Origin of the sequence: Nonomuraea glycinis (assembly GCF_014646515.1) — a bacterium.
In the GTDB taxonomy this organism is placed as follows: Bacteria; Actinomycetota; Actinomycetes; order Streptosporangiales; family Streptosporangiaceae; genus Nonomuraea; species Nonomuraea glycinis.
In genome coordinates this window covers 265,869-288,634 of sequence record NZ_BMNK01000010.1, presented here as the reverse complement: position 1 = coordinate 288,634, position 22,766 = coordinate 265,869, and the positions used below count along the sequence as shown (strand labels likewise).

Sequence of the window (22,766 nt, the reverse complement as noted above, 5' to 3'; positions counted from 1 at the left end):
AAAAGGTATCAGGCGGCGTGGCCGCCGCCCACCGGGAGTGCCGTGCCCGGCGTCGAAGGCCAGGCACGGCGGGAGGCTTCTAGAGCCCGTACTCCTTCACGATCCGCTCGTGCCGCTCGACCTCCACGTCGACCTCGCGCGCCAGGTCGAGCCAGGCCAGCGGGTGCGACCAGCGCTCGGTGGCGTCGTCGAGCAGCGCGTCGACCTCGACGGCGGAGACGTCGGGCGGCACCGCGACCCAGCCGAACACACCGGAGATCTGCTCGCCGCTCGTCGGGTGGGTCACCTGGTAGTCGTCATCGCTGTAGACCCACATCGGCCAGCCCCGCTCGGCCATGACCTCGGTGAACTCGGTCCAGTCCGCATCGCTCGGCGCGGCGCCGTCGAAGAAGTAGCTGGTGTAGCCGCCGGGCCGCAGGATGCTCACCGCGGCGAAGGGCGGCACGAAGTTCTGCTGCTCTTCGGGCTCCTCGGGCAGCGGCTCCAGCAGCTGCGGGTCGAACACGACCAGGTCGCCCGCGTTGTAGTCCATGCCGCGCGGCTGCGGCAGCGCCAGCCTGGCGGTGGCCGGGCCGGTGCGGATGGACAGCACCTGCCGTTGACCGCCGTCGGGCGCGGGGAGGATGAGCCTGATGAGCCCCATCTCCTCCTCGATCGGCCCTTCGGTGGACTTGATCGGCATGCCGAGCTTGGCGGCGCCCTTGCGGACGGTCACCCAGTCCTCGGCGGCGGTGGCCATGACGATCATGCGCCAGACGTCTTCGTCGGTGAGCTCGTCGAGCACCTCCAGCAGCGCCGCGGCGCCTCTGGCGTTCTCGTCGACCTGCTGGGCGGCGCCCGCGACGAGGCGGCGGGCTTCCACCCCGGCTCCGGCGGCCACCGCGTGCTGGGCCTCGTCGAGCGCCTCCGGCCAGCGCTCGCGGGCGCTGTGCAGGCGGGCCAGCGCCAGGTGCTTGGCGGCGTGCGGCAGCGTCGCGGCCATCTGCTCCAGCCGCTCGTCCTGACGCGCCTCGATGAGCAGCGTGGTGAGGTAGGCGATGTCGTCGGCGTCGGCGCCGGCGATGTCGCCGGTGTCGACGAGCATCTTCCAGTAGATGTCCGCGCCGGTCGACGGGTAGCCGAGGAAGCCGATCGTGGTGGTGTGGCGGCGGGTGGCCTCGATGTCCTTGCCCGACAGCGGGGCCAGCCAGCCGACCCAGCGCTCGGGGTCGGCGTTGTAGCCGTCGGCGGCGTCGAAGTAGGCGACCCGCTCGGCGACGGGGCCGGGCGCCGGGGGCTCGGTGGCCGCGTCGGCGGCGGCGCGCAGCTCGGCGATCCGCTCCGCGACGCCCGTGGCGTCCCGCAGCTCACCGGCGGCGGACTCGGCCAGATCGGCCAGCAGCCTGGCCTGCCACACGCCCTGCCGGGCGATGGCCAGCTCGCCCGCGATCAGCGAGAGCTCGACACGGGAGCGGTAGCCGCCCATCATGCCGAAGTAGTCGACCCACTGGCGCAGCACGCGGCCGAGCTGCCAGGTGTTGGTGATCTGCGAGGAGTCGGCGAGCTTGTTGACGGCGTGCGCCCACTCGACGAACACCCTCGGGTGCTCGCCGACCACGTCGAGGTCGGGCAGCGCGTCGACGGCCTCGGCGACGCGGCCGAGCGTGGCCAGGATGAGCGCGCGGCGGACGCCGTCGCGGTGCTCCTTGGCCACCGGGTCGTCGGCCTGGAAGCCGCCGGCGGCCTGCAGCGCGGTCAGCGCGTCCTCGGCGCGACCGGCGGCGAGCAGCGCGCGGGCGCTCTCGGCACCCAGCTCCCAGCTGGCCTCGCGGCCGACGGCGCGCAGGCGCTCGACGGCGGTCTCGGCGTAGGTGACGGCCTCGCCCGCGCGGCCGGCGTCGACCAGGGCCGCGACATACTGCGTCGCCAGCCCGGTGTAGGCGGGGTCGGTCGGCTCCAGCCCTTCGATGGCGGCGCCGACGGTCTCCAGCCGCTCCCCGGCGTAACCGGGGCCGTCGGTGTTGGCCCAGACGAGCGCGAGCGCCTCCACCGCGGCCGGCGCGGCCGGGCAGGAGCGCACCTCTTCGCGCTGAGCGAACGCGAGCAGCTGCTCGGCGTCCCCGACGGCGACCGCGCCCTGCGCGCGGTCGCCGATGCGGCCGAGCAGGTGCCAGTAGCGAGCGTAGAACTCCAGCCACGGCTGCTCCAGGGCGTCCGCCTGCTGCGAGATGGCCGGAGCCATCACGTCGAGCTGCGGGAAACGCCCTTCGTAGGCCTGTGCGGGGAGGTCTCCCAGCGCCATGGCGAGGCCAACGTTGCCCGCTTCAGAAAGCTGCTGCTGGGTTTCGCCGACCCAGGCCCAGATGTCCACGTCCATGGAACGTCAGTCTGCCAGGTCAATGAGCGTGCCCAAAACGCAGAAGCTCGATGAGCTCGTCCGATTCGTCATTGTTGAGGGGAGAAAATACCGATGCCATCAGATCATCGGTGACCTCCTCGGCCGCCGCCCGGCGTGCGATCACGTCAGGGTCCGGCTTCGCATAGGGCTCCGGCCACTCGAAGAACCTGGCGGCGATCTCGCCTGACGCCGCCTTGATCGGCGTAGCGTCATGGTCGGCCGCGAGCGTCGCCTGAAGGGGGTGCAGGCCGGCGGCGATCACCGCGTTGGCGTGCAGGCCGCCGCGCAGCTCGCGGACGACGTGCATGAGCTGCGTGGCACGCGCGGGCGGGTCGTCGGGCAGGGGTACGGCCCGCCACCCGGCGAACAGCGGAGCGCCGGCCGGCGACGCCTGCCGTACGACCGGTTCGAGCAGTTCAGCGATCCTGGCGGAGCCGGCGTAGTCGCCGAGCCTGCGCCGTCCCCACGCCGCGCAGGCCCCGGCGTAGAGCTCGACCGCCCGCTCGACGGGCATCTTGCGACCGCCGTTCCAGTTCTTCTCGACGTGCTCGTGCGGGAAGAAGACCGCCACCGAGGTGACGACGTCGGCCCCGCACTCGCCGAGCACGCCGCAGCGGCCGCGGAAGTAGAGCTCGCGCGGGCCGAGGCCATGCTCCTCGCAGAGCGCCTTGGCCTCGCGGGAGATCATGAAACCGCCGCCGTACTGCCCTATCGGGGTCTTGACCCGGACGGCCGTGGTCCGTGGGTCCGCCATGTCCACCTCTCTCGGTTCAGGAAGCGGACCCAGCATCCCCTAGGAGAACATCATTCTGCAAGCATCAGATCGCCGGCCGCGATGATGACCGCGGGGCCGCGCAGATAGCTGGTGTCGTGGTCGAGGATCACGGTGAGCGAGCCGCCGGGCACCTCCACCGTCCAGGTGCCCGTGGTGTCGCCCGACAGTGCCGCCGCGGCGACGGCCGTGGCGACCGCGCCGGTGCCGCAGGAGCGGGTCTCGCCCGAGCCCCGCTCGAAGACGCGCATCACCGCCCGGCTGGTGCCGACCGCGTTGAACAGCTCGATGTTGACGCCCGAGGGGAAGACGCCCGGGTCGAAGCTCGGCTGGTGGGCGAGGTCGAGTTGGGTGACCGGGTCGCCGATCGCGCAGGCCAGGTGCGGGTTGCCGACGTCGATGTGCAGGCCCTGGTATTCCTGGCCGCCGACGCTCGTGACACTCTCGCCCCGCACCACCGCGGGGCCCATGTCGACGGTGATCTCGCCGGTGTCCTCGATCTTCACCTTCCTGGTGCCGCCCCGGGTGGCCACGGCGAACTCGCCGGAGGCCACCAGGCCCGCCTCGACCAGATAGCGGGCGAAGACCCGCGAGCCGTTGCCGCACATCTCGGCCATGCCGCCGTCGGAGTTGCGGTAGTCCATGAACCACTCGGCGTCGCCCGCCTGGTCCGCCACCTCCGGCACCTGCTTGGTGCGCACCACGCGGAGCAGCCCGTCCGCGCCGAGCCCGGCTCTCCTGTCGCAGATCTTCGCGATCAGCGACGTCGGCAGGTCCAGCTCGCCGTCGGGATCAGGAAGGATGACGAAGTCGTTCTCGGTGCCGTGCCCCTTGAGAAAGCGCATGTCACGATTTTATGCCGACCCACCCCCCGCTATCCGCGCCAGGGACCGCTCAAGCAGATCCGGGGCGTCGTACGGGAGCCAGCACACGCGCGGGTCGCGCCGGAACCACGACTCCTGGCGCCGGGCGAACCGCCTGGTCAGCCTGACCGTCTCGGCGAAAGCCCGCTCCTCGGTCCACTCCCCGTTCAGAAAACGAATCACCTGGGCGTAACCCAGCGCGCGGCTCGCGGTGCGGCCCTCCGCCAGGCCCTGCCCGAGCAGGGCGCGCACCTCCGCCACCAGCCCGGCCGCCCACATGCGCTCGACCCTGACCTCGATCCGCCGGTCGAGCTCGGGCCTCGGCACCTCCAGCCCGATCTGCACGCTCGGGTAGAGCGCCTCATAGGACGGCATCGTCGCCGAGAACGGCCGGCCGGAGTGCTCGATGACCTCCAGCGCCCGCACGATGCGACGCCCGTTGCTCGGCAGAATGGCCGCCGCCGCCGGCGGGTCCAGCTCGCGCAGCCTCGCGTACAGGGGCGCGGCCCCGCGCTCGTCGAGCTCCTTCTCCAGCCTGGCCCTGATCTCCGGGTCGGTGCCGGGAAACTCCAGGTCGTCGATCGCCGCCCGTACGTAGAGTCCGCTGCCGCCGACCAGCACCGGCACGTCGACGGCGTCGATGACGGACCTGGCCAGCCGTTGGTACTCCGCCACGCTGGCCGTCACCGTCATGTCCCAGACGTCCAGCAGGTGGTGCGGGACGCCGCGCCGCTCGGCGGGCGTGAGCTTGGCGGTGCCGATGTCCATGCCGCGGTAGAGCTGCATGGAGTCGGCGTTGACGCATTCGCCCCCCAACCGGAGGGCGATGTCCACGGCGAGGTCCGACTTCCCTGCCGCGGTGGGTCCTACGACGGCGATCACTGACTGGCGCACATGGACCAGTGTGTCAACGGTCCGCGTGTGCCCGAGCCGGTCAGAGATCGAGCAGCGTCGGCTGCAGGTAACCCTCGTGGGTCAGCAGCCAGCGCTTGGTCTCCACGCCCACCCCGCCGCTGAACCCGCCGAGCCCGTTGCCCGCCACCACCCGATGGCAGGGCACCACGATGGGCAGCGGGTTGCCGCCCATGATCGAGCCGATGCCCCGCGCCGGCACGCCGGTGCCGCTGCGGGCCGCCAGCTCCCCGTAGGTGACGACCTTGCCGTACGGAATCTCGTACAGGGCCTGCAGGACCTTGCGGCGCGAGCCGGCGGTGAGCCGCCAGTCGATCGGCGTCGCGAAACTCCGGGACTCACCCGCGAAATAGGCGTTCAGCTGCGCGACCACGGACGCCGTCCGGCCCGGATCGGCGGCCTCGGGGAAGCCGAGGCGCTCGCGCAGGGTCGCCGGGGAGCCCCAGCCGGAGGCGACCAGGCCGTCCTCGGTGACGGCCAGCACGAACGGGCCGACCGGGGTCGGCACCTCGGCGAACGCGACCGTGGTCATCAGATCCTCACCTGGTTTTTCGTGGAAAATCCCATCGTACGGCGCAGCCCGACCGCCCCGGCGTGCATCCGTGTCAGGAAACGGCGGTATCCGTCCCGAACGTCTAGCATCTGGCTCGTGTCCCGTGAACTCGTCGTGCTCGGCACCGCCAGCGCCGTGCCCACCCGGCACCGCAACCACAACGGCTACCTTCTCCGCTGGGACGGCCAGGGCTACCTGTTCGACCCCGGCGAAGGCACCCAGCGGCAGATGCTGCACGCCGGAGTGAGCGCCAACGACGTGCACTGGATCTGCGTGACCCACTTCCACGGCGACCACTGCCTCGGCGTCCCCGGCCTGGTCCAGCGCATCGCCCGCGACCGGGTCCGACACCCGGTCCGAGCCGTCTACCCCGCCTCAGGCGAGACCTACTGGCGCAGGCTCCGGCACGCCGCCCCCTTCGCCGACACCGACGTCATCGAGGAACACCCCGTCACCGGCCCCCTCGCCGCCGTCGACTCGCTCACCGCCCGCCGCCTGTCCCACCCCGTCGAGTCGTACGGCTACCGCATCCAGGAGCCCGCCGGCACCCGCATGCTCCCCGAGAGGCTCACGGCCCACGGCATCCGCGGCCCCGAGGTCGGCGAGCTCCAGCGCACCGGCTCCGTACGCGGCGTCACTCTCGCCCAGTGCAGCGTCCCCCGGCCCGGCCAGTCCGCCGCCTTCATCATGGACACCCGCCTGTGCGACACCGCCTTCGAGCTCGCCTCCGGCGTCGACCTGCTGATCATCGAGGCCACGTTCCTGTCCTCGGAGGGCCCGCTGGCCAAGGAGTACGGCCACCTGACGGCGTTCGAGGCGGGCCTCGTCGCCGCCGACGCCGGTGCCCGCCACCTCGTCCTGACCCACTTCTCCGAAAGGTACGGCTTCGCCCACGAACCGGCCTTCCTGGAAGAGGTCCGGCGCACCTACGACGGCGACGTCACCCTGGCCAGGGACCTCATGACCGTGCCCGTCCCCCGCCGCCGCTGACCACGAGATAGAGCAGGGCGGCCATGCTGGTGCCGCAGACGAGGTCGCGCCGGTCGATGAGCCGGTGGAGGTCCGCGAGCGGCACCCACTCGACCCGTTCGGCCTCCCAGGTGTCGGCAGGCGGGCCGAGGTGGGTGGCGCGGTCGGCGTGGAAGATGTGGTGCGCCGAGTCCGACAGGCCGTTGGTCGGCTGGGTGTACAGCAGCGGACGCAACGGCCCCGGCCGCCAGCCGGTCTCCTCCTCGGTCTCCCGAGCCGCGGCGGCCACCGGCTCCTCCCCCTCTTCGATCTTGCCAATGGGGATCTCCCAGCCCCACGAGTCGGTGATGAAGCGGTGCCGCCAGAGCAGCAGCACCCGGCCGCGGTCATCGGTGACCACCGCCCCGGCTCCCGGCGCGGTCCGGATCAGGCGATGGTCCAGCCGCGTACCGTCGGGCAACTCCACATCGGCCACCCGGACATCCAGCCAGCGGTCGGTATAGAGGGCTTGCTCAGAGTGGACCTGCCAGCGCATACGACGTGCTCCCAGCGTGGACACCTGCTCTCCGCCCCCACGCTACAACGGCCGCCGCTCCCAGGTTGGACGCCTGAAAGCTTCGGCCGCACGCTACAACGGCCGCCGCTCCCAGAGGCCGGCGAAGTAGCCCACCCCGTAGGGTGCCGCCTCGGCGAGCACGCGGCCGGTGAACCGTGTGCCGCTCGCCGCGCCCGCCAGCACCTGGAGCGCCGCCCGCCCGCCGACCCAGAGCCGGTCGGCCACCGCCGGGTCGAGGTCCGCGAGCGCCTCGCCGTCCGCGCCGGCGAGCGCGCGCACGAGCAGATCGTGGTACGGCTGAGCCGCCGGGTCGTGGTGTCCCGGGGCGCGCGGGGTCAGGCAGGCCGACCCGTCGGCCATCACCAGCAGTGCCACCCTGCCGTCACCGGCCAGCTTCGCGCCGAGCGCCAGGCAGTCCTCGGGGCCGGCGGCCGAGTCCACCGCCTGGAAGGCCACCGGGTCGGTGTCGTACGAGCCGCTCTCCAGCAGCCAGCGCCCGACCGTCAGCGACAGGGGCAGCACCGGCTCGCCCCGGCCGACCCTGACGTCCACGCCCCACGGGTGCAGCGAGCCCGCCGCCTGAGCGCCGTACCCTCGGGTGCGGTCCGCGCCGCCCACGACGACCAGCAGGTCGGGGCGGGTGTCGCGGAGCGCGGCGACCGCGGCGTGACAGGCGGAGCGAAGCTCGTACAGCTCGCCCTGGGCGGCGCCGGCCAGTGCGGGGACGAGCAACGGGGTGTGCGGGCAGACGGCCGCGGCGACAAGCACAGCCGACAGCGTAGTGGCGCCCCTTCCAGCAGCGACCGTCCCGTCACCGGCTGATCTAACACCGCTGAGATCGGTCAGCGGATCTGGTAGGGGTCGCGTCCCTCGGCGACGGCCTGGATCATCCTGACCGCGTACGCGTGCGCCGCCTCGTGCAGGCCGTGTCCGTAGCTCACTCGGGCGACCCCGAGCTCGGCCAGGCGTTCCAGGGTCGGCGCGCCGGGGCGGAAGAGGATGTTGACCGGTCCTCCCACCTCGGCGACCAGGGCCTCGATGCCCGCCTCGGCCGCGAGCCCGATCGGGTACACGCAGTCGGCTCCGGCCTCCAGGTAGCGCCGCGCCCGGTGTACGGCCTCGCCGGGCTCGCCTCTGATGTAGGCGTCGACCCTGGCGTTGATCACCAGCGCCTGCCCGGCCGCGGCCCGTACCTCGGCCAGGAAGTCGGCCTGACGCCCGGCCTCGATGAGCTCGCCCGAGCGGGGGTCGGAGTCCTCCAGGTTGCATCCCACCACTCCCGTGGCGAGCAGCCGCTCGACCAGCTCGGCGGGTTCGAGGCCGTAGCCGCGTTCCATGTCGGCGGTCACCGGCACGTCGACGACCCTGACGACGCGCGCGACGGCGGCCAGCATCTCGGCCGCCGGGGTGGCCTCGTGGTCCTCGTAGCCGAGCACCTGCGCGACGGCCGCGCTCCCGGTGGCGACCGCCGGAAACCCCGCCTCCTGTACGGCCACCGCAGAGGCGGCGTCCCAGGCGTTGGGCAGGATCAAGGGCTTGCCGGGCACGTGCAGCGCACGCAGCACGGCGGCTGGGTCAGTCGTCATACCGCTGATTTTAGGAACAGGGTGGCCTGACACCACAGGTCCAGTAGCGGCGAATAACACCAGACCACTTCAGGTCACGCGGTCCGCGGAGCCGGAGAGCGACGGTCGCGTTGATCACGCGGTACCGGGTGCCGGAGGGTGGCGGACCCGGTGGATCGCGCGGCCTGAGGGGACTTGCCGGCCGCTGTGAGTCACCGTGGCTTGAGGGTGCCTGAAGCGTGACTCACACGGCCTGAGGGTGGCGCGGCCCGCGGCCCGGAGGGACCACGTTGCGCCTGAGGGTGCGCGGCTCACGGGCCAGAGGGCTCGCGTTCCGCCTGCGGGTGGCGCGGCCCGGAGGGACCGCGTTCCGTGCTGCCGGGGGGTGGGTCAGCAGCCGCTCTTGGCGCACTGGCCGGTGACGGAGCCGGCCGGACCGTCCGCCGGGGTGTCGGCGGTGTCCTCCGGTGCCGGCTTCGACGGCTTCGTCGTGGGCTTCTTGGCCGGCTTTTCGGCGGAGTCCGCCTCGTTCTTGTCACGCGCGCCGGTGCCGGCCGGGCCCGTGCCGGTCGACGCCCTGTCGCCGGTGTCGGCTGTGTCAGCGGTGCCGGTATCGGCCGTGTCAGCGGTGCCGGTGTCGGCCGTGTCGCCGGTGTTGCCGGTGGTGTCGCCGACCCCGTCGTCGGCGAGGTCCTCGGACGGCGTGTCGTCGTCCTTCGGGGCCTTCTCGTCCGGGGCCTGCTCCTCGGCGGGAGGCGCCTGGTCGCCGGGAGGCGCTTGCTGGCTCATCTGGACGGGGGTGTCGCCGCCGCTGGTCATCACGTAACCGACGCCCCCCACGGCCAGCAGGGCCACGAGGACGGACGCCGCGATGGCGATGATCTTTTTCTGGCTTCTGCCGGACCTTTGATGGTCGCCCGGTCCGTCGAGGATGTCCTGACGATCCGGCTCGGTCGGATCTTGCATGGCCTTCAGCTCCTGCGGTCGTATCGGGAAAGCTCTCCGGCTTCCGCGGGCGATGGACCACACTAGCCGCAACAGCGTATTGCTTGCGCACCAATCACGAAGGAATCACGACTTGTCCCCCCTTCGAGCTATTCGCCCAGGTAGCCGCAACCGGCTCGCACCTGCGGCGGGCGTCGCGACGGTGCTCGCCATCGCGGGTCTCGGAATTCTCCTGGCGTTCACCGGCCCTCGAAACCCGCTACGGAAAAGCGCTCCCGAATTCGATCAGGAAAACGCGCTTTTCGATGGATCAAGAACGCCGTCGCATTCTCCTTGGCCAGCGCCGGTTTCGAGCCCATCCCCCACGCCCACGCCAACGAGCCCCGCCGACGGCTTCCTTGACCTGATCACCCCGAGCACTCCCGGCCCGAACGTCCCGAGCACTCCCGACCCGAACGTCCCGAAGGCCCCTGAAAGCACACCCGCCCTGAGCAGACCTGCCCCCAGCAGGACCACCACCCCCGGCTGGGTCCGCGTACTCCCGGCCCCCACCCGTAAGGCCGCCTCCCCGCGGCCCAGCAGGTCTCCAACGGCGCGGGCGGCCACTCCGGCCGCGCGAACCTCCCCGGCGGTCACCCCGGCCCCCGAACCCCCCGCCCCTGAGAACCGCGCCACCGAACCCCGCGCCACCGAGCCCCGCGCCCCAGAACCCCGCGCCACCGTCCGGGTAGGGCCGAACCCGTGCGCCACGTTCCAGGACCTGCGGCAGGACTACTGCTACCGGCTCCTCGAGGGGCTCAGCCGATAGCCGTACACGATCCGTACGAGATGCGCGGTCAGTGTGCCGAGCAGCCGTCCACGGCCGGTAGCGGCGCGGGGCGGCCGATGGTGGGCATGCCCAGCAGGACGCCGGGCGCCGCGGCGGGCGCGCCCTGCCGGGACTCCCACGCGTCCCCGGCCCGGGTGCGGCGCACCCGCACCGGCCCGTCCGCCACCAGGTGGTGCGGGGCCGCGTACGTCACCGCGACCGTCACCATGTCGCCGGGCCGCGGGATCTCGTCGCCCACGGCGAAGTGCACCAGCCGGTTGTCGGCGGCGCGGCCCGACAGACGGCGGGTGGCGTCGTCCTTGCGACCCTCACCCTCCGCGACCAGCACCTCCAGGGTCCGGCCGACCTGCTTCTTGTTCTCCTCCCAGGAGATCTCCTCCTGGAGGGCGACCAGGCGCTCGTAACGCTCCTGGACGACCTTCTTGGGCACCTGGTCCGCCATGGTCGCGGCCGGGGTGCCCTGGCGGATGGAGTATTGGAAGGTGAAGGCGTTGGCGAAGCGGCTGCGCCGTACGACCTCCAGGGTCTCCTGGAAGTCCTCCTCGGTCTCGCCGGGGAAGCCGACGATGATGTCGGTGGAGATGGCCGCGTCGGGCATCGCCGCGCGGACGCGCTCGATGATGCCGAGGTAGCGCTCGGCGCGGTAGGAGCGCCGCATCGCCTTGAGCACCCGGTCCGAGCCCGACTGCAGCGGCATGTGCAACTGGTGCATGACGTTGGGCGTCTCGGCCATGGCGGCGATGACGTCGTCGGTGAAGGCGGCGGGGTGCGGGGAGGTGAAGCGGACCCGCTCCAGGCCCTCGACCGAGCCGCAGGCGCGCAGCAGCTTGCCGAACGCCAGCCGGTCGCCGAACTCGACGCCGTAGGTGTTGACGTTCTGGCCGAGCAGGGTGACTTCGAGGACGCCCTGGCCGACGAGGGTCTCGACCTCGGCCAGGACCTCGCCGGGACGCCGGTCCTTCTCCTTGCCGCGCAGCGACGGCACGATGCAGAAGGTGCAGGTGTTGTTGCAGCCGACGGAGATCGCCACCCAGGCGGCGTAGGCCGACTCGCGCTTGGTGGGCAGCGTCGAGGGGAAGACCTCGAGCGACTCCTTCAGCTCGACCTGCGCCTCGCCCTCGATGCGGGCGCGCTCCAGCAGCACGGGCAGCGAGCCGATGTTGTGGGTGCCGAAGACCACGTCCACCCACGGCGCCTTGCGGACGATCTCGCCCTGGTCCTTCTGGGCCAGGCAGCCGCCCACGGCGATCTGCATGCGCGGATTGCTCATCTTGGCGGGCCGCAGGTGGCCGAGGTTGCCGTAGAGGCGGTTGTCTGCGTTCTCCCGGACGGCGCAGGTGTTGAACACGACCACGTCGGCGTCCGCGCCGTCGGCCGCGGGCAGGTAACCGGCGTCCTCCAGCAGGCCCGACAGCCGCTCGGAGTCGTGGACGTTCATCTGGCACCCGTATGTGCGCACTTCGTATGTGCGGGCGCTCTCCTGGGTCAAAGTCATGGCACGTTCAAGGGTAGTCGGTTTACGGCTCGTGGCTGCCGTGGGACGCTAAAAGTCCAGCTTGACGGCACGATGTGATCGGATCGGTACCACTCAGTTAGTGACCAGCGTCCTTCCTACCTCTACCGTTTGGGTCCATGACGGAGAACGGTGACGTAACTCCACTCGTGCAGATGGAGAACGTCAACAAGCACTTCGGGGCATTGCACGTCCTGAAGGACATCAACTTGACCGTCTCACGTGGCGAGGTCCTGGTCGTCATCGGTCCTTCCGGCGGCGGAAAGTCCACGCTCTGCCGGACGATCAACCGGCTGGAGACGATCGACGGCGGAAAAATCGTCTTCGACGGGCAGGTGCTGCCCGAGGAGGGCAAGGGGCTGGCCAGGCTTCGGTCCGAGGTCGGCATGGTGTTCCAGTCGTTCAACCTGTTCGCGCACAAGACGATCCGGGAGAACGTCACGCTCGGTCCCACCAAGGTGCGACGTCAGGCCAGGGCCGCGGCGGACACTCGGGCGATGGAGTTGCTCGAGCGGGTCGGCATCGCGGCGCAGGCGGACAAGTATCCCGCCCAGCTCTCCGGCGGTCAGCAGCAGCGGGTGGCGATCGCCCGGGCGCTGGCCATGGACCCGAAGATGATCCTTTTCGACGAGCCGACCTCGGCACTGGACCCTGAGATGGTGCAGGAGGTGCTCGATGTCATGATCGGGCTGGCTCGTGATGGGATGACCATGATGGTCGTCACGCATGAGATGGGCTTCGCCCGTAGAGCCGCCAACCGGGTGGTGTTCATGGCCGACGGGCAGATCGTCGAAGAGAACACGCCCGACGAGTTCTTCACCAACGCGCAGACCGAGCGGGCGCGTGACTTCCTTTCGAAGATTCTCACGCACTGACATAAAGAGGCAGGTATACATGCACATGCGTCGAGTGGGAGCGGTGTTCTCCGTGGCGGCCCTCGCCGCCGGGTTGAGCGCCTGTGGTGGCGGCGGCGAGACCTACGCCACCGTCGCTGACAAGATCACTGGTGGCGGCACCGTCGTCGTCGGCACCAAGTGGGACCAGCCGAGTTTGGGCCTCAAGAAGGGCGCGAACCCGGAGGGCTTCGACGTCGACGTGGCCACGGCCGTGCTGAAGGAGATCAACGGCGGCAAGGACGTGCCGGTGGAGTGGAAGGAGTCGGCCTCGTCCAACCGTGAGCCGTTCCTGGAGAACGGCACGGTGGACATCGTCTTCGCCACCTACTCCATCACCGAGGAGCGCAAGCAGAAGGTCACCTTCGGCGGCCCTTACGTGATCGCGCACCAGGACGTGATGGTCCGCAAGGACGACACCTCGATCGCCGCCCCGAAGGACCTCACGGGCAAGAAGATCTGCAAGGCCTCCGGCTCCAACTCCTACAAGCGGATCACCGACCCGCCCCCGGACGGCGAGCTCGACCTCGACGCCACCACCGTCGACGCCGCCAACTACTCCGAGTGCATCCAGAAGCTGGGCGGCAGCAACCTCGACGCGGTCACCACCGACGACCTGATCCTGGCGGGCTTCGCCAAGCAGGCCGGCGGCAACTTCAAGGTGCTGGGCCAGGGCTTCACGGACGAGAAGTACGGCATCGGCCTGAAGAAGGGCGACACCAAGACGTGTGAGGCCGTCAACACCGCGGTGAAGAAGCTGTGGGACAACGGCACCATGAAGACCCTGCTGGACAAGTGGTTCGGCGGCATCGAAGGACTGAAGGTGTCCGAGGCAGCGCCGCCCGCGGAGGGCTGCAGCTAGTCAACATCAGAGGCGGCGGCCGGGATCCGGCCGCCGCCGTCCTATGCGGTGGAGCACGATGGACGAACTGATCAAGTACGCGCCCGACCTCGCGGAAGGCTTTCTGGAGAACGTCAAACTCTCCCTCGTGGCCGCGGTCGCCTCCCTCATTCTCGGCACCATCCTGGTCGCGATGAGGGTCTCCCCCACTCCGGTGCTGCGTGCGGCGGGCACCTTCTACGTCAACGTGGTGCGCAACACCCCACTGACGCTGGTGCTGGCCTTCTCCGCACTCGGCCTCAGTGACCAGCTCGGCCTGGTCTTCTCCGAGACGCCCAGGACCAACTCCTTCTGGATCGTCGCGATGGGCCTGTCGCTCTACACGGCGTCCTTCGTGTGCGAGGGGTTGCGCTCGGGCATCAACACCGTTCCCCTCGGGCAGGCGGAGGCGGCCAGGGCCATCGGGCTGACGTTCATCCAGTCCCTGACCCTGATCATCCTGCCGCAGGCGTTCCGAGCCGTCATCGCGCCGCTCGGCAGCGTGATGATCGCCATGATCAAGAACACCACGGTGGCGACCGCCGGCGGGTACCTCGCCGACGCCGCGGCCGTCATGAAGATCACCTTCGACACCACCGGCGCGTCGATCCCGATCTTCATCGGGCTCATCCTGGCCTTCATGGCCCTGACCATGCCCATCGGCTACTTCACCGGCTGGTTGGCCCGACGCCTGGCGGTGGCCCGATGACCTCCGTTCTGTTCGACACACCCGGACCGCGCGGGCGGGTGCGCAACCACCTGCTCACGCTGATCAGTGCGGTGGCGGTGGCGGCCGCCCTGTTCTGGGTCTACCGCGGCTTCGACGCCAAGGGGCAGTGGGAAGGCAAGATCTGGCAGCCGTTCCTGGAGGCTGACACCTGGGAGTTCTACATCATCCCGGGCCTGATCGGCACACTGCAGGCCGCCGCGCTGGCCGCGGTGCTCGCGGTGGCGTTTGGCGCGATCTTCGGCCTGGCCCGGCTGTCCGACCACGCCTGGATCCGCGTTCCGGCGGGCCTGGTGGTGGAGGTCTTCAGGGCCATCCCGCTGCTGCTGCTGATCTTCTTCATCTTCTACCTGGCGCCGAACATGTTCGGCGGCGGCGACTACGCCTTCATCGCCGTGGTGCTCGGCCTGACCCTCTACAACGGCTCGGTGCTGGCTGAGGTCGTCAGGGCGGGCGTGCAGGCGGTGCCGAGGGGGCAGTCCGAAGCGGCCTACGCCATCGGTATGCGCAAGGGCCAGGTGATGCGCATGGTGCTGTTGCCGCAGGCCATCACCGTGATGATGCCGGCGATCGTCAGCCAGCTCGTGGTGCTGCTGAAGGACACCGCGCTCGGCTACATCATCGCCTACGTGGACCTGCTCAACACCGGCTTCAAGATCCTGCCGGCGGTCCACTTCGGCTCGCTGATCCCGGCGGCGATCGTCATCGGCATCATCTACGTGGCGCTGAACATGGCGCTGAGCTACGTGGCCAACCTGCTCGAACGGCGCAGTAGGCGCAGCCGCAAGACCTCGGCCAAGCCGGTCGCGCCTCCCGGCGCGGAGGCCATCGGCCTGCGGGCCGGCGGCGGGCTGGACAACACCGACTAAAAGCGGTGTGGATCAACCGGCACACGAGCGGCGGGGATTTCCGGCAGGATTCGGTTATGCCCGCCGCTTCGTGGCTCTCGCCCATCTCAACGACCCAGGTCGCCCGCGCGGGAGTGCGCGCGGGCTGGCCCAGCGCGCTCGACGGGCAGGCGTGGTGGACGGAGGACCGTCCCGAGGAGGGCGGCCGCACCACCATCGTCCATCGCGCCGCCGACGGCACCCGCCGCGAGCTGCTGCCCGCCCCCTGGTGCGCCCGCACCCGCGTGCACGAGTACGGCGGCCGCCCCTACACCGTGACCGCTGACGGCCAGGTCATCTTCGCCAACCTCGCCGACCAGCGCCTCTACCTGCTCGACGGCACCATCACTCCGCTCACCCCCGAGGGCGAGAACGCCCGCTACGCCGACCTCCTCGTCCACGACGGGCACGTCTGGTGCGTACGCGAGCGGCACACCGGCGACGGCAAGATCTCGCGGGCCATCGTCTCCATCCCGCTGAGCGGCGGCCCCGCCCGCGAACACGTCACCGGCCACGACTTCTACGCCTTCCCCACCATCTCCCCCGACGGCCGGCATCTCGCCTACATCTGCTGGGACCACCCGCGCATGCCGTGGAACGGCACCGAGCTCCGCCTCACCCGCCTGTCCGACGGCCTGTCCTGGCCGATCCAGGGCGGCCCGTCGGAGTCGGTCCTGGCACCCCGGTGGAAGGACCACGAGACCCTCTACCTGATCTCCGACCTGTCCGGCTGGTGGAACCTCTACGAGCTCGGCCTCCAGGGCGGCCCGCCGGAGCCGTTGTGCCCGATGGAGGAGGAGTTCGCCTGGCCGCTGTGGTATCTCGGCGGGCTGCCGTACACGATCCTCGGCGACGGCCGGCTCGCGGTCCTGCACGGGCGCGGCGACCTGCGGCTGGGCCTGCTGGACCCGCGCACGCGGGTCCTCACCGACCTCGACACCGGCTACGACGGCTGGGAGCCGGCGCTGGCCGCCGACGGCACCTCCCTGCTCGGCGTGGCGTACGGCGCCGCCACCGACAGGTCCGTCGTCCGGCTCGACACGGGGACCGGGCGGGCCGCGGCGCTCGGCGGCGGCGCGACGCCACCCGACCCCGCCTACCTCCCGTCGCCCCGGGCGGTCGAGCTGCCCGGCGAGGACGGCCCCGTGCACGCCTTCCTCTACCCGCCGACGAACCCGGCCGAGGTCGTCGAAGGACCGGCCCCCTACGTGGTCTTCGTGCACGGTGGTCCGACCGGGCAGGCCGGCACCGCACTCGACCTGGAGAAGGCGTTCCTCACCTCGCGCGGCATCGGCGTGCTCGACGTCAACTACGGCGGCTCCACCGGCTACGGCCGGGCCTACCGGGAGCGGCTGAAAGGGCAGTGGGGACTGGTCGACGTCGCCGACACCGTCGCGGCCGCCCGCTGGCTCGCCGCCGAAGGGCTGGCCGACCCGGACCGCATCGCCATCCGCGGCGGCAGCGCCGGCGGCTGGACCGTGATGGCCGCCTGCTGCCGGTCCGACGTGTTCGCCGGCGGCGTCTCCTACTACGGCGTCAGCGCCCTGGCCCCGCTGAACGCCCATACGCACGACTTCGAATCCCGCTACGCGGAGTGGCTCGTCGGCCCGGACGACCCGCACCTCTACGCGCAGCGGGAGCCGCTCGCCCTGGTCGGCGGCGTGTCCTGCCCGATGCTGCTCCTGCAGGGGCTCGACGACCCCGTCGTGCCGCCCGAGCAGTCGGCCGCCTTCGCCGACGCCCTGTCCGAGCGCGGCATCCCCTGCACCTACCTCGCCTTCGAGGGCGAGTCACACGGCTTTCGCCGCGCCGAGACCCGCTCCGCCGCGCTCGCCGCCGAATACGCCTTCTACCAGCAGCTCTTCATCTGAGGCGGCAGCGGGTGCATGCGTTCGACCGCGAGCCGGTATGGACCCGTCTGAGGCGTCAGCGGGCGAACTCCGTCGCCCGTGACTCCCGCACCACCGTGATCCGGATCTGCCCCGGATAGGTGAGCTCCTCCTCCACCTGCTTGGCCACGTCACGGGCGATCACCTGGGCCTGGATGTCGTCGATCGCGTCCGGCTTGACCATCACCCGGATCTCGCGCCCGGCCTGCATCGCGAAGACCTTCTCCACCCCGTCGTAGGACTGCGCGATCTCCTCCAGCCGCTCCAGCCGCTTGACGTACGCCTCCAGCGACTCGCGCCGGGCGCCGGGGCGGCTGCCGCTGATGGCGTCGGCCGCCTGCGTCAGCACCGCCTCGACCGTGCGTACCTCCACCTCGTTGTGGTGCGCCTCGATGGCGTGCACCACGTCCTCCTGCTCGCCGTAGCGGCGCGCGATCTCCGCCCCGATCAGCGCGTGACTTCCCTCGACCTCGTGCGTGAGCGCCTTGCCGATGTCGTGCAGGAGGGCGCAGCGCTTCATCAGCGGCTGGTCCAGCTTGAGCTCCGCGGCCATGATCCCGGCGATGTGCGCGGACTCGATGAGGTGCTTGAGGACGTTCTGCCCGTAGCTGGTGCGGTATCTGAGCTGGCCGAGCAGCAGCGTCAGCTCCGGATGCATGTCGGTGATGCCCAGCTCGACCAGGGCGTCCTCACCGGCGCGGGCGCACAGGTCCTGCACCTCAGCGCGGCTGCGCTCGTGCGCCTCCTCGATCCGCTGCGGATGAATGCGCCCGTCGAGCACGAGCTTCTCCAAGGTGAGCCGGGCGGTCTCCCTGCGCACCGGGTCGAAGCAGGACAGCAGCACCGCCTCGGGCGTGTCGTCAATGATCAGGTTGACGCCCGTCGTGGACTCGAACGCCCGGATGTTGCGCCCCTCGCGGCCGATGATCCGGCCCTTCATCTCGTCACCCGGCAGATGCAGGACGCTGACCACCGACTCCGCCGTCTGCTCCGCCGCCACTCGCTGCACCGCCAGCGTCACGATCTTGGTGGCGCGCTTCTCGCCCTCCTTGCGGGCGTCCCCCTCGATCTCCCGGATGAGCAGCGCGGCCTCACGCTTGGCCTGGTTCTCGATCTCCTTGACCAGCTCGGCCTTGGCCTGCTCCGAGGTGAACCCGGAGACCCGCTCCAGGATGACCCGCCGGTCATCCTCGACCCGCATCAGCTCAGCGCGCCGATCGGCCAGCTCCACCTCGGTCTCGGCCAGCTTCCGGTCCCGCTCGGTCTGCCGCCTGGCCTCCTCGTCCAGCCGCTGCTCCCGCTCGGCCAGCCGGCCCTCCCTGCGCTCCAGGTCGGCACGCAGCTCCTTGAGCTCGGACTTGAGCAGCCGGCTCTCTTCCTCGACCTCGCTGCGCATCCGCGCCGCCGACTCCGCCGCCGACTCCGACCGGCGCAGCATCTCCTCCGCGTCGGACTCGGCCTTGTCGCGGATCTTCCCAGCCTCCTCGCGGGCCTGCTCAAGCTCCTCGTGAACGGCCTCGACCTGCTCCGCGGTGGGCTTGGCGGCCTTGGGGACACTGCCCGAGGTGCGCCGGACGACGATGTAGAGAGCCGCCATCATTCCGCAGGTCAGGACGAGCACCGCCACCGACAGCACTACGACAAGCGGCCCCATGTACGCCCCGCCCTCCTCGCGTCGTCAACACCCACAAACGCGGCCCTCGCCATGGAGGGTCACGGGCGCGGCGCGGAAAGCCCGATCGGCGTCAGTCCTCGGACCGATATCAAGCCAGGACTGACCGGGCGCCGACTGTCACAGCCGACACCTCGCCCGTCTCTCGCTCGTCCGTCGTTCACCGGTATGGCAATCCGCACTGCGCGGAGTAACTCCTCACTGCCGTCGAGGTTATGCGTCGAACAGGTCACGAGCAAGCAAACGCGTCATCAAGCGTGTCATACGAGTGATCGCGCCTGCCCATCTACTGGATCTTCGTAAGATCGATGATCACATACTCCCCAGTCAGCCCATACGCCACCAGTCGCCCATCCTCGACATCCAACTCAATCGACGCACTCTGCCCCTCGGCATTCGGGCACAGGCCCAGATCCGCCGCCGCCCACCACAGCAGCCCAAACAGCCGCAAGAAACGCGGACACCCCTGGACACGACGCATCCCCGGAGAGCCGCGCCACGCACGCCACTCGACGCCCTCAGGCCCACGTGCGGGTGCAGGTCACTCGACGGCCTCGTGCTGGCATGCGGGTGTAGGTCACTCGACGCCCTCAGGCGACGTGCAGATGCAGGTCACTCGACGCCCTCAGGCGACGTGCGGGTGCAGGTCACTCGACGGCCTCGTGCTGGCGTGCGGGTGTAGGGCACCGGGGGGCGGGGGTTGTGGAGGTCAGGGATAGTCCTCCTCGACCTCGATGCCCTCCTGCTCCAGAGCCTCCCGGACCACGCGGAACGCCAGGCCGGGGGCGTACCCCTTTCTGGCGAGCATGCCCGCCAGGCGACGGGTGCGGGCCTTGGAGTCCAGGGACCGGGTGGAGCGGAGTTTGCGCTCTACGAGCCGCCGGGCCGTTTCGAGCTCCTGGTCAGGGTCGAGGCGCTCGACGGCTTCGTTGACCGTCTCGGAGTCGACGCCCCGGTGGCGGAGCTCGGCGGCGAGGGCACGCTTGGCCAGCCCACGCCCGTGATGCCGGGAGTCGACCCAGGCTTCGGCGAACGCCTCATCGTTGATGAGCCCCAGCTCGGAGAACCGATCGAGCACCTTCTCCGCCGCCTCGTCCGGCACGTCCCGCTTGCGTAGGGCTTCGGACAGCTGGGCACGGGTTTTGGGCGCCATCGTAAGCAGGCGGAGAACGATGCCACGCGCGACCGACTCAGGATTTGCCGGTGGCGCGGCCCTCGCAGGCGTGTCAGCGTCAGGCCCATCAGGCAGCCACCCACTTCCCGCCCCACCCGCAGACCGCCTCCCTTTACCGCCTCTGCCCCCACTCTGACGACCGCGCCCCTTACTACCGGCTGACCGACGCCCTTTACCGGTCTCCCGGTCCTTCGGCCACCCGCCATCGAATGAGCCGTCACCACCCCCGACCTCACCATCGCGCCGGCCACCCGCCGCGACACCACCCTCGCTGGCCGGTGGCTTACTGGCTGGTGAGCCCGTCTCGGGGTCGATCGACCGGGGAGACGACTCGGTGTCGGACGGTGTATCGGACGGCGGGGAGCCGTCCGATGACGCGCGGCGGAGGGCGCGCAGTTCGCTGAGTGAGGGCCAGCCGTTGCCGCCCGTGGGTTGCGATGCGTCAGATGATCGAGAGGAAGGACCTCTTGACTGCGTCCCAAAGGCACCCGTCCCAAAGGCACCCGTCCCAACGGCGCCCGTCCCAACGGCGCCCGCCCCCGGAAAAACCCCCGGCTCTGGCCCGGGGACGCCTGGCCCGGGGACGCCTGGCCACGGGGTGCCTGCCCCGGCTGCCTCGCCTGGCCCCGAGCCTGGGTCAGGGGTGTCCCTTCCTTCCGCCTTAGCCGGGCGTTGTCCCTTACGGCGAGGGCGGCGGGGGGAAGGGGGGACGTCTGGCCAGGCGCCCCAGTCTCGGGAGTGGGGCGCCTGGTCCGGGTCCGTGTCACTCATGTGGCGACCGCTCAGACGTCACCGGGCTTCGGGGTGGACTTCGCGCCTCGGCCGGAAGGGGCCGGGGCGGCGGGAGCGGCGGCGGCCGGGGCCTCGGCCGGGACGTCGAGGCGGGGGCCGACGCCCAGCTTGTCCTTGATCTTCTTTTCGATCTCGTTGGCCATGTCGGGGTGGCTCTTCAGGAAGTTACGGGCGTTTTCCTTGCCCTGGCCGAGCTGGTCGCCCTCGTAGGTGTACCAAGCTCCGGACTTGCGGACGAAGCCGTGCTCGACGCCCATGTCGATGAGGCCGCCCTCGCGGGAGATGCCGACGCCGTAGAGGATGTCGAAGTCCGCGACGCGGAAGGGCGGGGCCATCTTGTTCTTGACGACCTTGACCCTGGTGCGGTTGCCGACCGCCTCGGTGCCGTCCTTGAGGGTCTCGATGCGGCGGATGTCCAGGCGGACCGAGGCGTAGAACTTGAGCGCCTTGCCACCCGTCGTGGTCTCGGGAGACCCGAACATGACGCCGATCTTCTCGCGGAGCTGGTTGATGAAGATGGCGGTGGTGCCGGTGTTGCTGAGGGCGCCGGCGACCTTGCGCAGGGCCTGGGACATCAGGCGGGCCTGGAGGCCGACGTGGCTGTCGCCCATCTCGCCCTCGATCTCGGCCTTGGGCACCAGCGCGGCCACCGAGTCGATGACGATGATGTCGACGGCGCCGGACCTGATCAGCATGTCGGCGATCTCCAGCGCCTGCTCACCCGTGTCGGGCTGGGAGACGAGCAGCGCGTCGGTGTCGACGCCGAGCTTCTTCGCGTATTCGGGGTCGAGGGCGTGCTCTGCGTCGATGAAGGCCGCGATGCCGCCCGCGCGCTGGGCATTGGCCACCGCGTGCAGGGCGACCGTGGTCTTACCCGAGGACTCGGGGCCGTAGACCTCCACGATCCTGCCGCGCGGCAGGCCGCCGATGCCGAGCGCCACGTCCAGCGAGATCGAGCCGGTCGGGATCACCTCGATGGGGGCTCGGGCGTCATCGCCCAGGCGCATCACAGACCCCTTGCCGAACTGCCGCTCGATTTGAGCTAGAGCCGTTTCGAGGGCCTTCTCGCGGTCGTTGATTGCCATGGGAAACTCCCCCTGGAGAGTCGTGGTCCGAACAGTCGAGTGAAAGCTACGGCCTGCCACCGACATTTTCTGGCGAAGCCACGGGCCCATCTTAGCCGAACGACTGTTCGAGCACATCCTGAACACGCGTACCACGGTCGGCCGAGACCCGTACATTCATCCCTGTTGTGCCGTTTGTGTTGTCATGCGCCGTGAGCTGGGGAGACTCACAGGAAAGGCGGGAGGTGGCGACGTGACGAGCGCGTACATCGGGGAACGGCGCGGCCATCTGCAGGCGCTCGCCGAGCTGCTGCCCGCCTACGGGCTGGTGAGCCGCATGGTCGGTGACGACCACGCGGTGCTGTGGGTGTGGCAGCCGCAGAGCGGCCGGCAGACGCTCGTCTTCGCGACCCCCGCGCATCGCGGCTGGTTGTTCCTGTGGTCGCCCGGCGGTCAGTGCCGCGCCGACGACCCGGACCGGGCGGCCCAGGCGCTGCAGGCGGTGCTGGAGTCAGCGGAGCCGGGGTGAGACCTCCTCCACCTGGCAGACCGCGCGCCAGACGGACTTGGCGCTCTCGCCGTCGGCGAGCGCTTGGGTGACGGTGCGGCCGCCGAGCGGGGCGAGCACGTAGTCGCGCGCCCAGGACTCGGCGTACGGGTCACCGAAGTGCTCGCGCATACGTCTCCAGAATTCGGTCAGGCGCATGCCACAAGTATGGAAGGTGTCAGAGGATGGGTAGGACCACCCCATGGCAAAGACCCCCAAGTCTTCCAAGTCCTCACCCCCCAGATCGACCCTGGCCAAGACGAACAAGGCCCGCCGCCGCCGGCTGCGATTAGCGCGGCGAACGGCGATCCAGCAGGAGAAGGCCGAGCGTTCCGAGAGGCGCGCTGGTGTCGGTCAGGAACCACGCGCCGGTACGCCGCGCAAGCG

The 22,766-nt window shown here is 70.5% G+C and carries 21 protein-coding genes; 7 read left to right on the top strand and 14 right to left on the bottom strand.

From position 1 onward, the window contains the following. Nucleotides 1-79: 79 nt before the first annotated feature. Genes IEY87_RS27555 through IEY87_RS27535 form a run of 5 tightly spaced genes read right to left on the bottom strand, consistent with a single transcriptional unit; the run spans nt 80 to nt 5,456 of the window. Nucleotides 80-2,356, bottom strand: a complete 2,277-nt coding sequence (locus tag IEY87_RS27555) for a tetratricopeptide repeat protein (RefSeq protein WP_189141681.1) — start codon at nt 2,354-2,356, stop codon at nt 80-82. 19 nt (nt 2,357-2,375) lie between these two features. Beyond that, nucleotides 2,376-3,131, bottom strand: coding sequence for an SCO6745 family protein (locus IEY87_RS27550; protein WP_225278205.1), 756 nt, complete (start codon nt 3,129-3,131; stop codon nt 2,376-2,378). A 50-nt stretch (nt 3,132-3,181) separates the two neighbouring features. Beyond that, nucleotides 3,182-3,994, bottom strand: a complete 813-nt coding sequence (dapF, locus tag IEY87_RS27545) for a diaminopimelate epimerase (protein WP_189141680.1) — start codon at nt 3,992-3,994, stop codon at nt 3,182-3,184. A 9-nt stretch (nt 3,995-4,003) separates the two neighbouring features. Further along, on the bottom strand, nt 4,004-4,906 hold the full coding sequence (gene miaA, locus IEY87_RS27540) for a tRNA (adenosine(37)-N6)-dimethylallyltransferase MiaA (RefSeq protein WP_225278206.1): 903 nt from the start codon (nt 4,904-4,906) through the stop codon (nt 4,004-4,006). A 40-nt stretch (nt 4,907-4,946) separates the two neighbouring features. Continuing rightward, complete coding sequence (locus IEY87_RS27535; protein WP_189141679.1) at nt 4,947-5,456, bottom strand: methylated-DNA--[protein]-cysteine S-methyltransferase; 510 nt, start codon at nt 5,454-5,456, stop codon at nt 4,947-4,949. Nucleotides 5,457-5,564: 108 nt separating this feature from the next. On the opposite strand from IEY87_RS27535, the gene IEY87_RS27530 reads away from it, so the two are divergent. Continuing rightward, the gene (locus IEY87_RS27530; RefSeq protein ID WP_189141742.1) at nt 5,565-6,467 is read left to right on the top strand and encodes a ribonuclease Z; all 903 of its coding nucleotides are present in this window, start codon (nt 5,565-5,567) and stop codon (nt 6,465-6,467) included. Here IEY87_RS27530 and IEY87_RS27525 read toward each other — a convergent pair. From IEY87_RS27525 to miaB, 5 genes are all read right to left on the bottom strand, one after another. Continuing rightward, nucleotides 6,436-6,981: an NUDIX domain-containing protein gene (locus IEY87_RS27525; protein ID WP_189141678.1), complete on the bottom strand. Its 546-nt coding sequence runs from the start codon at nt 6,979-6,981 to the stop codon at nt 6,436-6,438. The two genes, IEY87_RS27530 and IEY87_RS27525, sit on opposite strands and share 32 nt — an antisense overlap. A 93-nt stretch (nt 6,982-7,074) precedes the next feature. Then, on the bottom strand, nt 7,075-7,770 hold the full coding sequence (locus IEY87_RS27520; protein ID WP_189141677.1) for a class III extradiol ring-cleavage dioxygenase family protein: 696 nt from the start codon (nt 7,768-7,770) through the stop codon (nt 7,075-7,077). A 74-nt stretch (nt 7,771-7,844) separates the two neighbouring features. Beyond that, nucleotides 7,845-8,588: an isocitrate lyase/PEP mutase family protein gene (locus tag IEY87_RS27515; protein ID WP_189141676.1), complete on the bottom strand. Its 744-nt coding sequence runs from the start codon at nt 8,586-8,588 to the stop codon at nt 7,845-7,847. A 369-nt stretch (nt 8,589-8,957) separates the two neighbouring features. Then, a complete protein-coding gene (locus IEY87_RS27510; protein ID WP_189141675.1) occupies nt 8,958-9,533 on the bottom strand; it encodes a flagellar basal body-associated FliL family protein in 576 nt (191 codons plus the stop codon). 815 nt (nt 9,534-10,348) lie between these two features. Then, on the bottom strand, nt 10,349-11,836 hold the full coding sequence (gene miaB / locus IEY87_RS27505) for a tRNA (N6-isopentenyl adenosine(37)-C2)-methylthiotransferase MiaB (RefSeq protein WP_189141674.1): 1,488 nt from the start codon (nt 11,834-11,836) through the stop codon (nt 10,349-10,351). 173 nt (nt 11,837-12,009) lie between these two features. On the opposite strand from miaB, the gene IEY87_RS27500 reads away from it, so the two are divergent. Genes IEY87_RS27500 through IEY87_RS27480 form a run of 5 tightly spaced genes read left to right on the top strand, consistent with a single transcriptional unit; the run spans nt 12,010 to nt 17,112 of the window. Continuing rightward, nucleotides 12,010-12,729, top strand: a complete 720-nt coding sequence (locus tag IEY87_RS27500; protein WP_372462295.1) for an amino acid ABC transporter ATP-binding protein — start codon at nt 12,010-12,012, stop codon at nt 12,727-12,729. Nucleotides 12,730-12,748: 19 nt separating this feature from the next. Continuing rightward, nucleotides 12,749-13,609: a glutamate ABC transporter substrate-binding protein gene (locus tag IEY87_RS27495; protein WP_189141672.1), complete on the top strand. Its 861-nt coding sequence runs from the start codon at nt 12,749-12,751 to the stop codon at nt 13,607-13,609. Nucleotides 13,610-13,667: 58 nt separating this feature from the next. Further along, nucleotides 13,668-14,336 carry an amino acid ABC transporter permease gene (locus IEY87_RS27490; RefSeq protein ID WP_189141671.1) on the top strand — a complete coding sequence of 223 codons (669 nt, stop codon included), beginning with the start codon at nt 13,668-13,670 and terminating at the stop codon, nt 14,334-14,336. Beyond that, nucleotides 14,333-15,223 carry an amino acid ABC transporter permease gene (locus tag IEY87_RS27485; RefSeq protein ID WP_189141670.1) on the top strand — a complete coding sequence of 297 codons (891 nt, stop codon included), beginning with the start codon at nt 14,333-14,335 and terminating at the stop codon, nt 15,221-15,223. Before IEY87_RS27490 ends, IEY87_RS27485 begins: the two co-directional genes overlap by 4 nt. 56 nt (nt 15,224-15,279) lie before the next feature. Next, nucleotides 15,280-17,112, top strand: coding sequence for a S9 family peptidase (locus IEY87_RS27480; protein ID WP_189141669.1), 1,833 nt, complete (start codon nt 15,280-15,282; stop codon nt 17,110-17,112). Nucleotides 17,113-17,167: 55 nt separating this feature from the next. Here the strand turns inward: IEY87_RS27480 and rny are convergent, their stop codons facing one another. The 3 genes from rny to recA all read right to left on the bottom strand — a co-directional run bounded on the left by rny (nt 17,168) and on the right by recA (nt 21,853). Beyond that, the gene (rny, locus tag IEY87_RS27475) at nt 17,168-18,784 is read right to left on the bottom strand and encodes a ribonuclease Y (protein WP_189141668.1); all 1,617 of its coding nucleotides are present in this window, start codon (nt 18,782-18,784) and stop codon (nt 17,168-17,170) included. 727 nt (nt 18,785-19,511) lie between these two features. After that, a complete protein-coding gene (locus IEY87_RS27470; protein WP_373294381.1) occupies nt 19,512-19,976 on the bottom strand; it encodes a regulatory protein RecX in 465 nt (154 codons plus the stop codon). Between the two features lie 782 nt (nt 19,977-20,758). Then, nucleotides 20,759-21,853, bottom strand: a complete 1,095-nt coding sequence (gene recA, locus IEY87_RS27465) for a recombinase RecA (protein ID WP_189141666.1) — start codon at nt 21,851-21,853, stop codon at nt 20,759-20,761. Between the two features lie 232 nt (nt 21,854-22,085). On the opposite strand from recA, the gene IEY87_RS27460 reads away from it, so the two are divergent. Then, complete coding sequence (locus IEY87_RS27460) at nt 22,086-22,361, top strand: hypothetical protein (RefSeq protein ID WP_189141665.1); 276 nt, start codon at nt 22,086-22,088, stop codon at nt 22,359-22,361. Here the strand turns inward: IEY87_RS27460 and IEY87_RS27455 are convergent. Continuing rightward, the gene (locus IEY87_RS27455; protein WP_189141664.1) at nt 22,344-22,538 is read right to left on the bottom strand and encodes a DUF3046 domain-containing protein; all 195 of its coding nucleotides are present in this window, start codon (nt 22,536-22,538) and stop codon (nt 22,344-22,346) included. The two genes, IEY87_RS27460 and IEY87_RS27455, sit on opposite strands and share 18 nt — an antisense overlap. Between the last annotated feature and the right edge of the window lie 228 nt (nt 22,539-22,766).

What these genes read in the sequence shown, in the direction of transcription:
- IEY87_RS27555 (WP_189141681.1), bottom strand. Translation starts at nt 2,356, where the DNA reads ATGGACGTGGACATCTGGGCCTGGGTCGGCGAAACCCAGCAGCAGCTT.
- IEY87_RS27550 (WP_225278205.1), bottom strand. Translation starts at nt 3,131, where the DNA reads ATGGCGGACCCACGGACCACGGCCGTCCGGGTCAAGACCCCGATAGGG.
- dapF (WP_189141680.1), bottom strand. Translation starts at nt 3,994, where the DNA reads ATGCGCTTTCTCAAGGGGCACGGCACCGAGAACGACTTCGTCATCCTT.
- IEY87_RS27535 (WP_189141679.1), bottom strand. Translation starts at nt 5,456, where the DNA reads ATGACCACGGTCGCGTTCGCCGAGGTGCCGACCCCGGTCGGCCCGTTC.
- IEY87_RS27525 (WP_189141678.1), bottom strand. Translation starts at nt 6,981, where the DNA reads ATGCGCTGGCAGGTCCACTCTGAGCAAGCCCTCTATACCGACCGCTGG.
- IEY87_RS27515 (WP_189141676.1), bottom strand. Translation starts at nt 8,588, where the DNA reads ATGACGACTGACCCAGCCGCCGTGCTGCGTGCGCTGCACGTGCCCGGC.
- IEY87_RS27510 (WP_189141675.1), bottom strand. Translation starts at nt 9,533, where the DNA reads ATGCAAGATCCGACCGAGCCGGATCGTCAGGACATCCTCGACGGACCG.
- miaB (WP_189141674.1), bottom strand. Translation starts at nt 11,836, where the DNA reads ATGACTTTGACCCAGGAGAGCGCCCGCACATACGAAGTGCGCACATAC.
- IEY87_RS27500 (WP_372462295.1), top strand. Translation starts at nt 12,010, where the DNA reads ATGGAGAACGTCAACAAGCACTTCGGGGCATTGCACGTCCTGAAGGAC.
- IEY87_RS27495 (WP_189141672.1), top strand. Translation starts at nt 12,749, where the DNA reads ATGCACATGCGTCGAGTGGGAGCGGTGTTCTCCGTGGCGGCCCTCGCC.
- IEY87_RS27490 (WP_189141671.1), top strand. Translation starts at nt 13,668, where the DNA reads ATGGACGAACTGATCAAGTACGCGCCCGACCTCGCGGAAGGCTTTCTG.
- IEY87_RS27485 (WP_189141670.1), top strand. Translation starts at nt 14,333, where the DNA reads ATGACCTCCGTTCTGTTCGACACACCCGGACCGCGCGGGCGGGTGCGC.
- IEY87_RS27480 (WP_189141669.1), top strand. Translation starts at nt 15,280, where the DNA reads ATGCCCGCCGCTTCGTGGCTCTCGCCCATCTCAACGACCCAGGTCGCC.
- rny (WP_189141668.1), bottom strand. Translation starts at nt 18,784, where the DNA reads ATGGGGCCGCTTGTCGTAGTGCTGTCGGTGGCGGTGCTCGTCCTGACC.
- recA (WP_189141666.1), bottom strand. Translation starts at nt 21,853, where the DNA reads ATGGCAATCAACGACCGCGAGAAGGCCCTCGAAACGGCTCTAGCTCAA.
- IEY87_RS27455 (WP_189141664.1), bottom strand. Translation starts at nt 22,538, where the DNA reads ATGCGCCTGACCGAATTCTGGAGACGTATGCGCGAGCACTTCGGTGAC.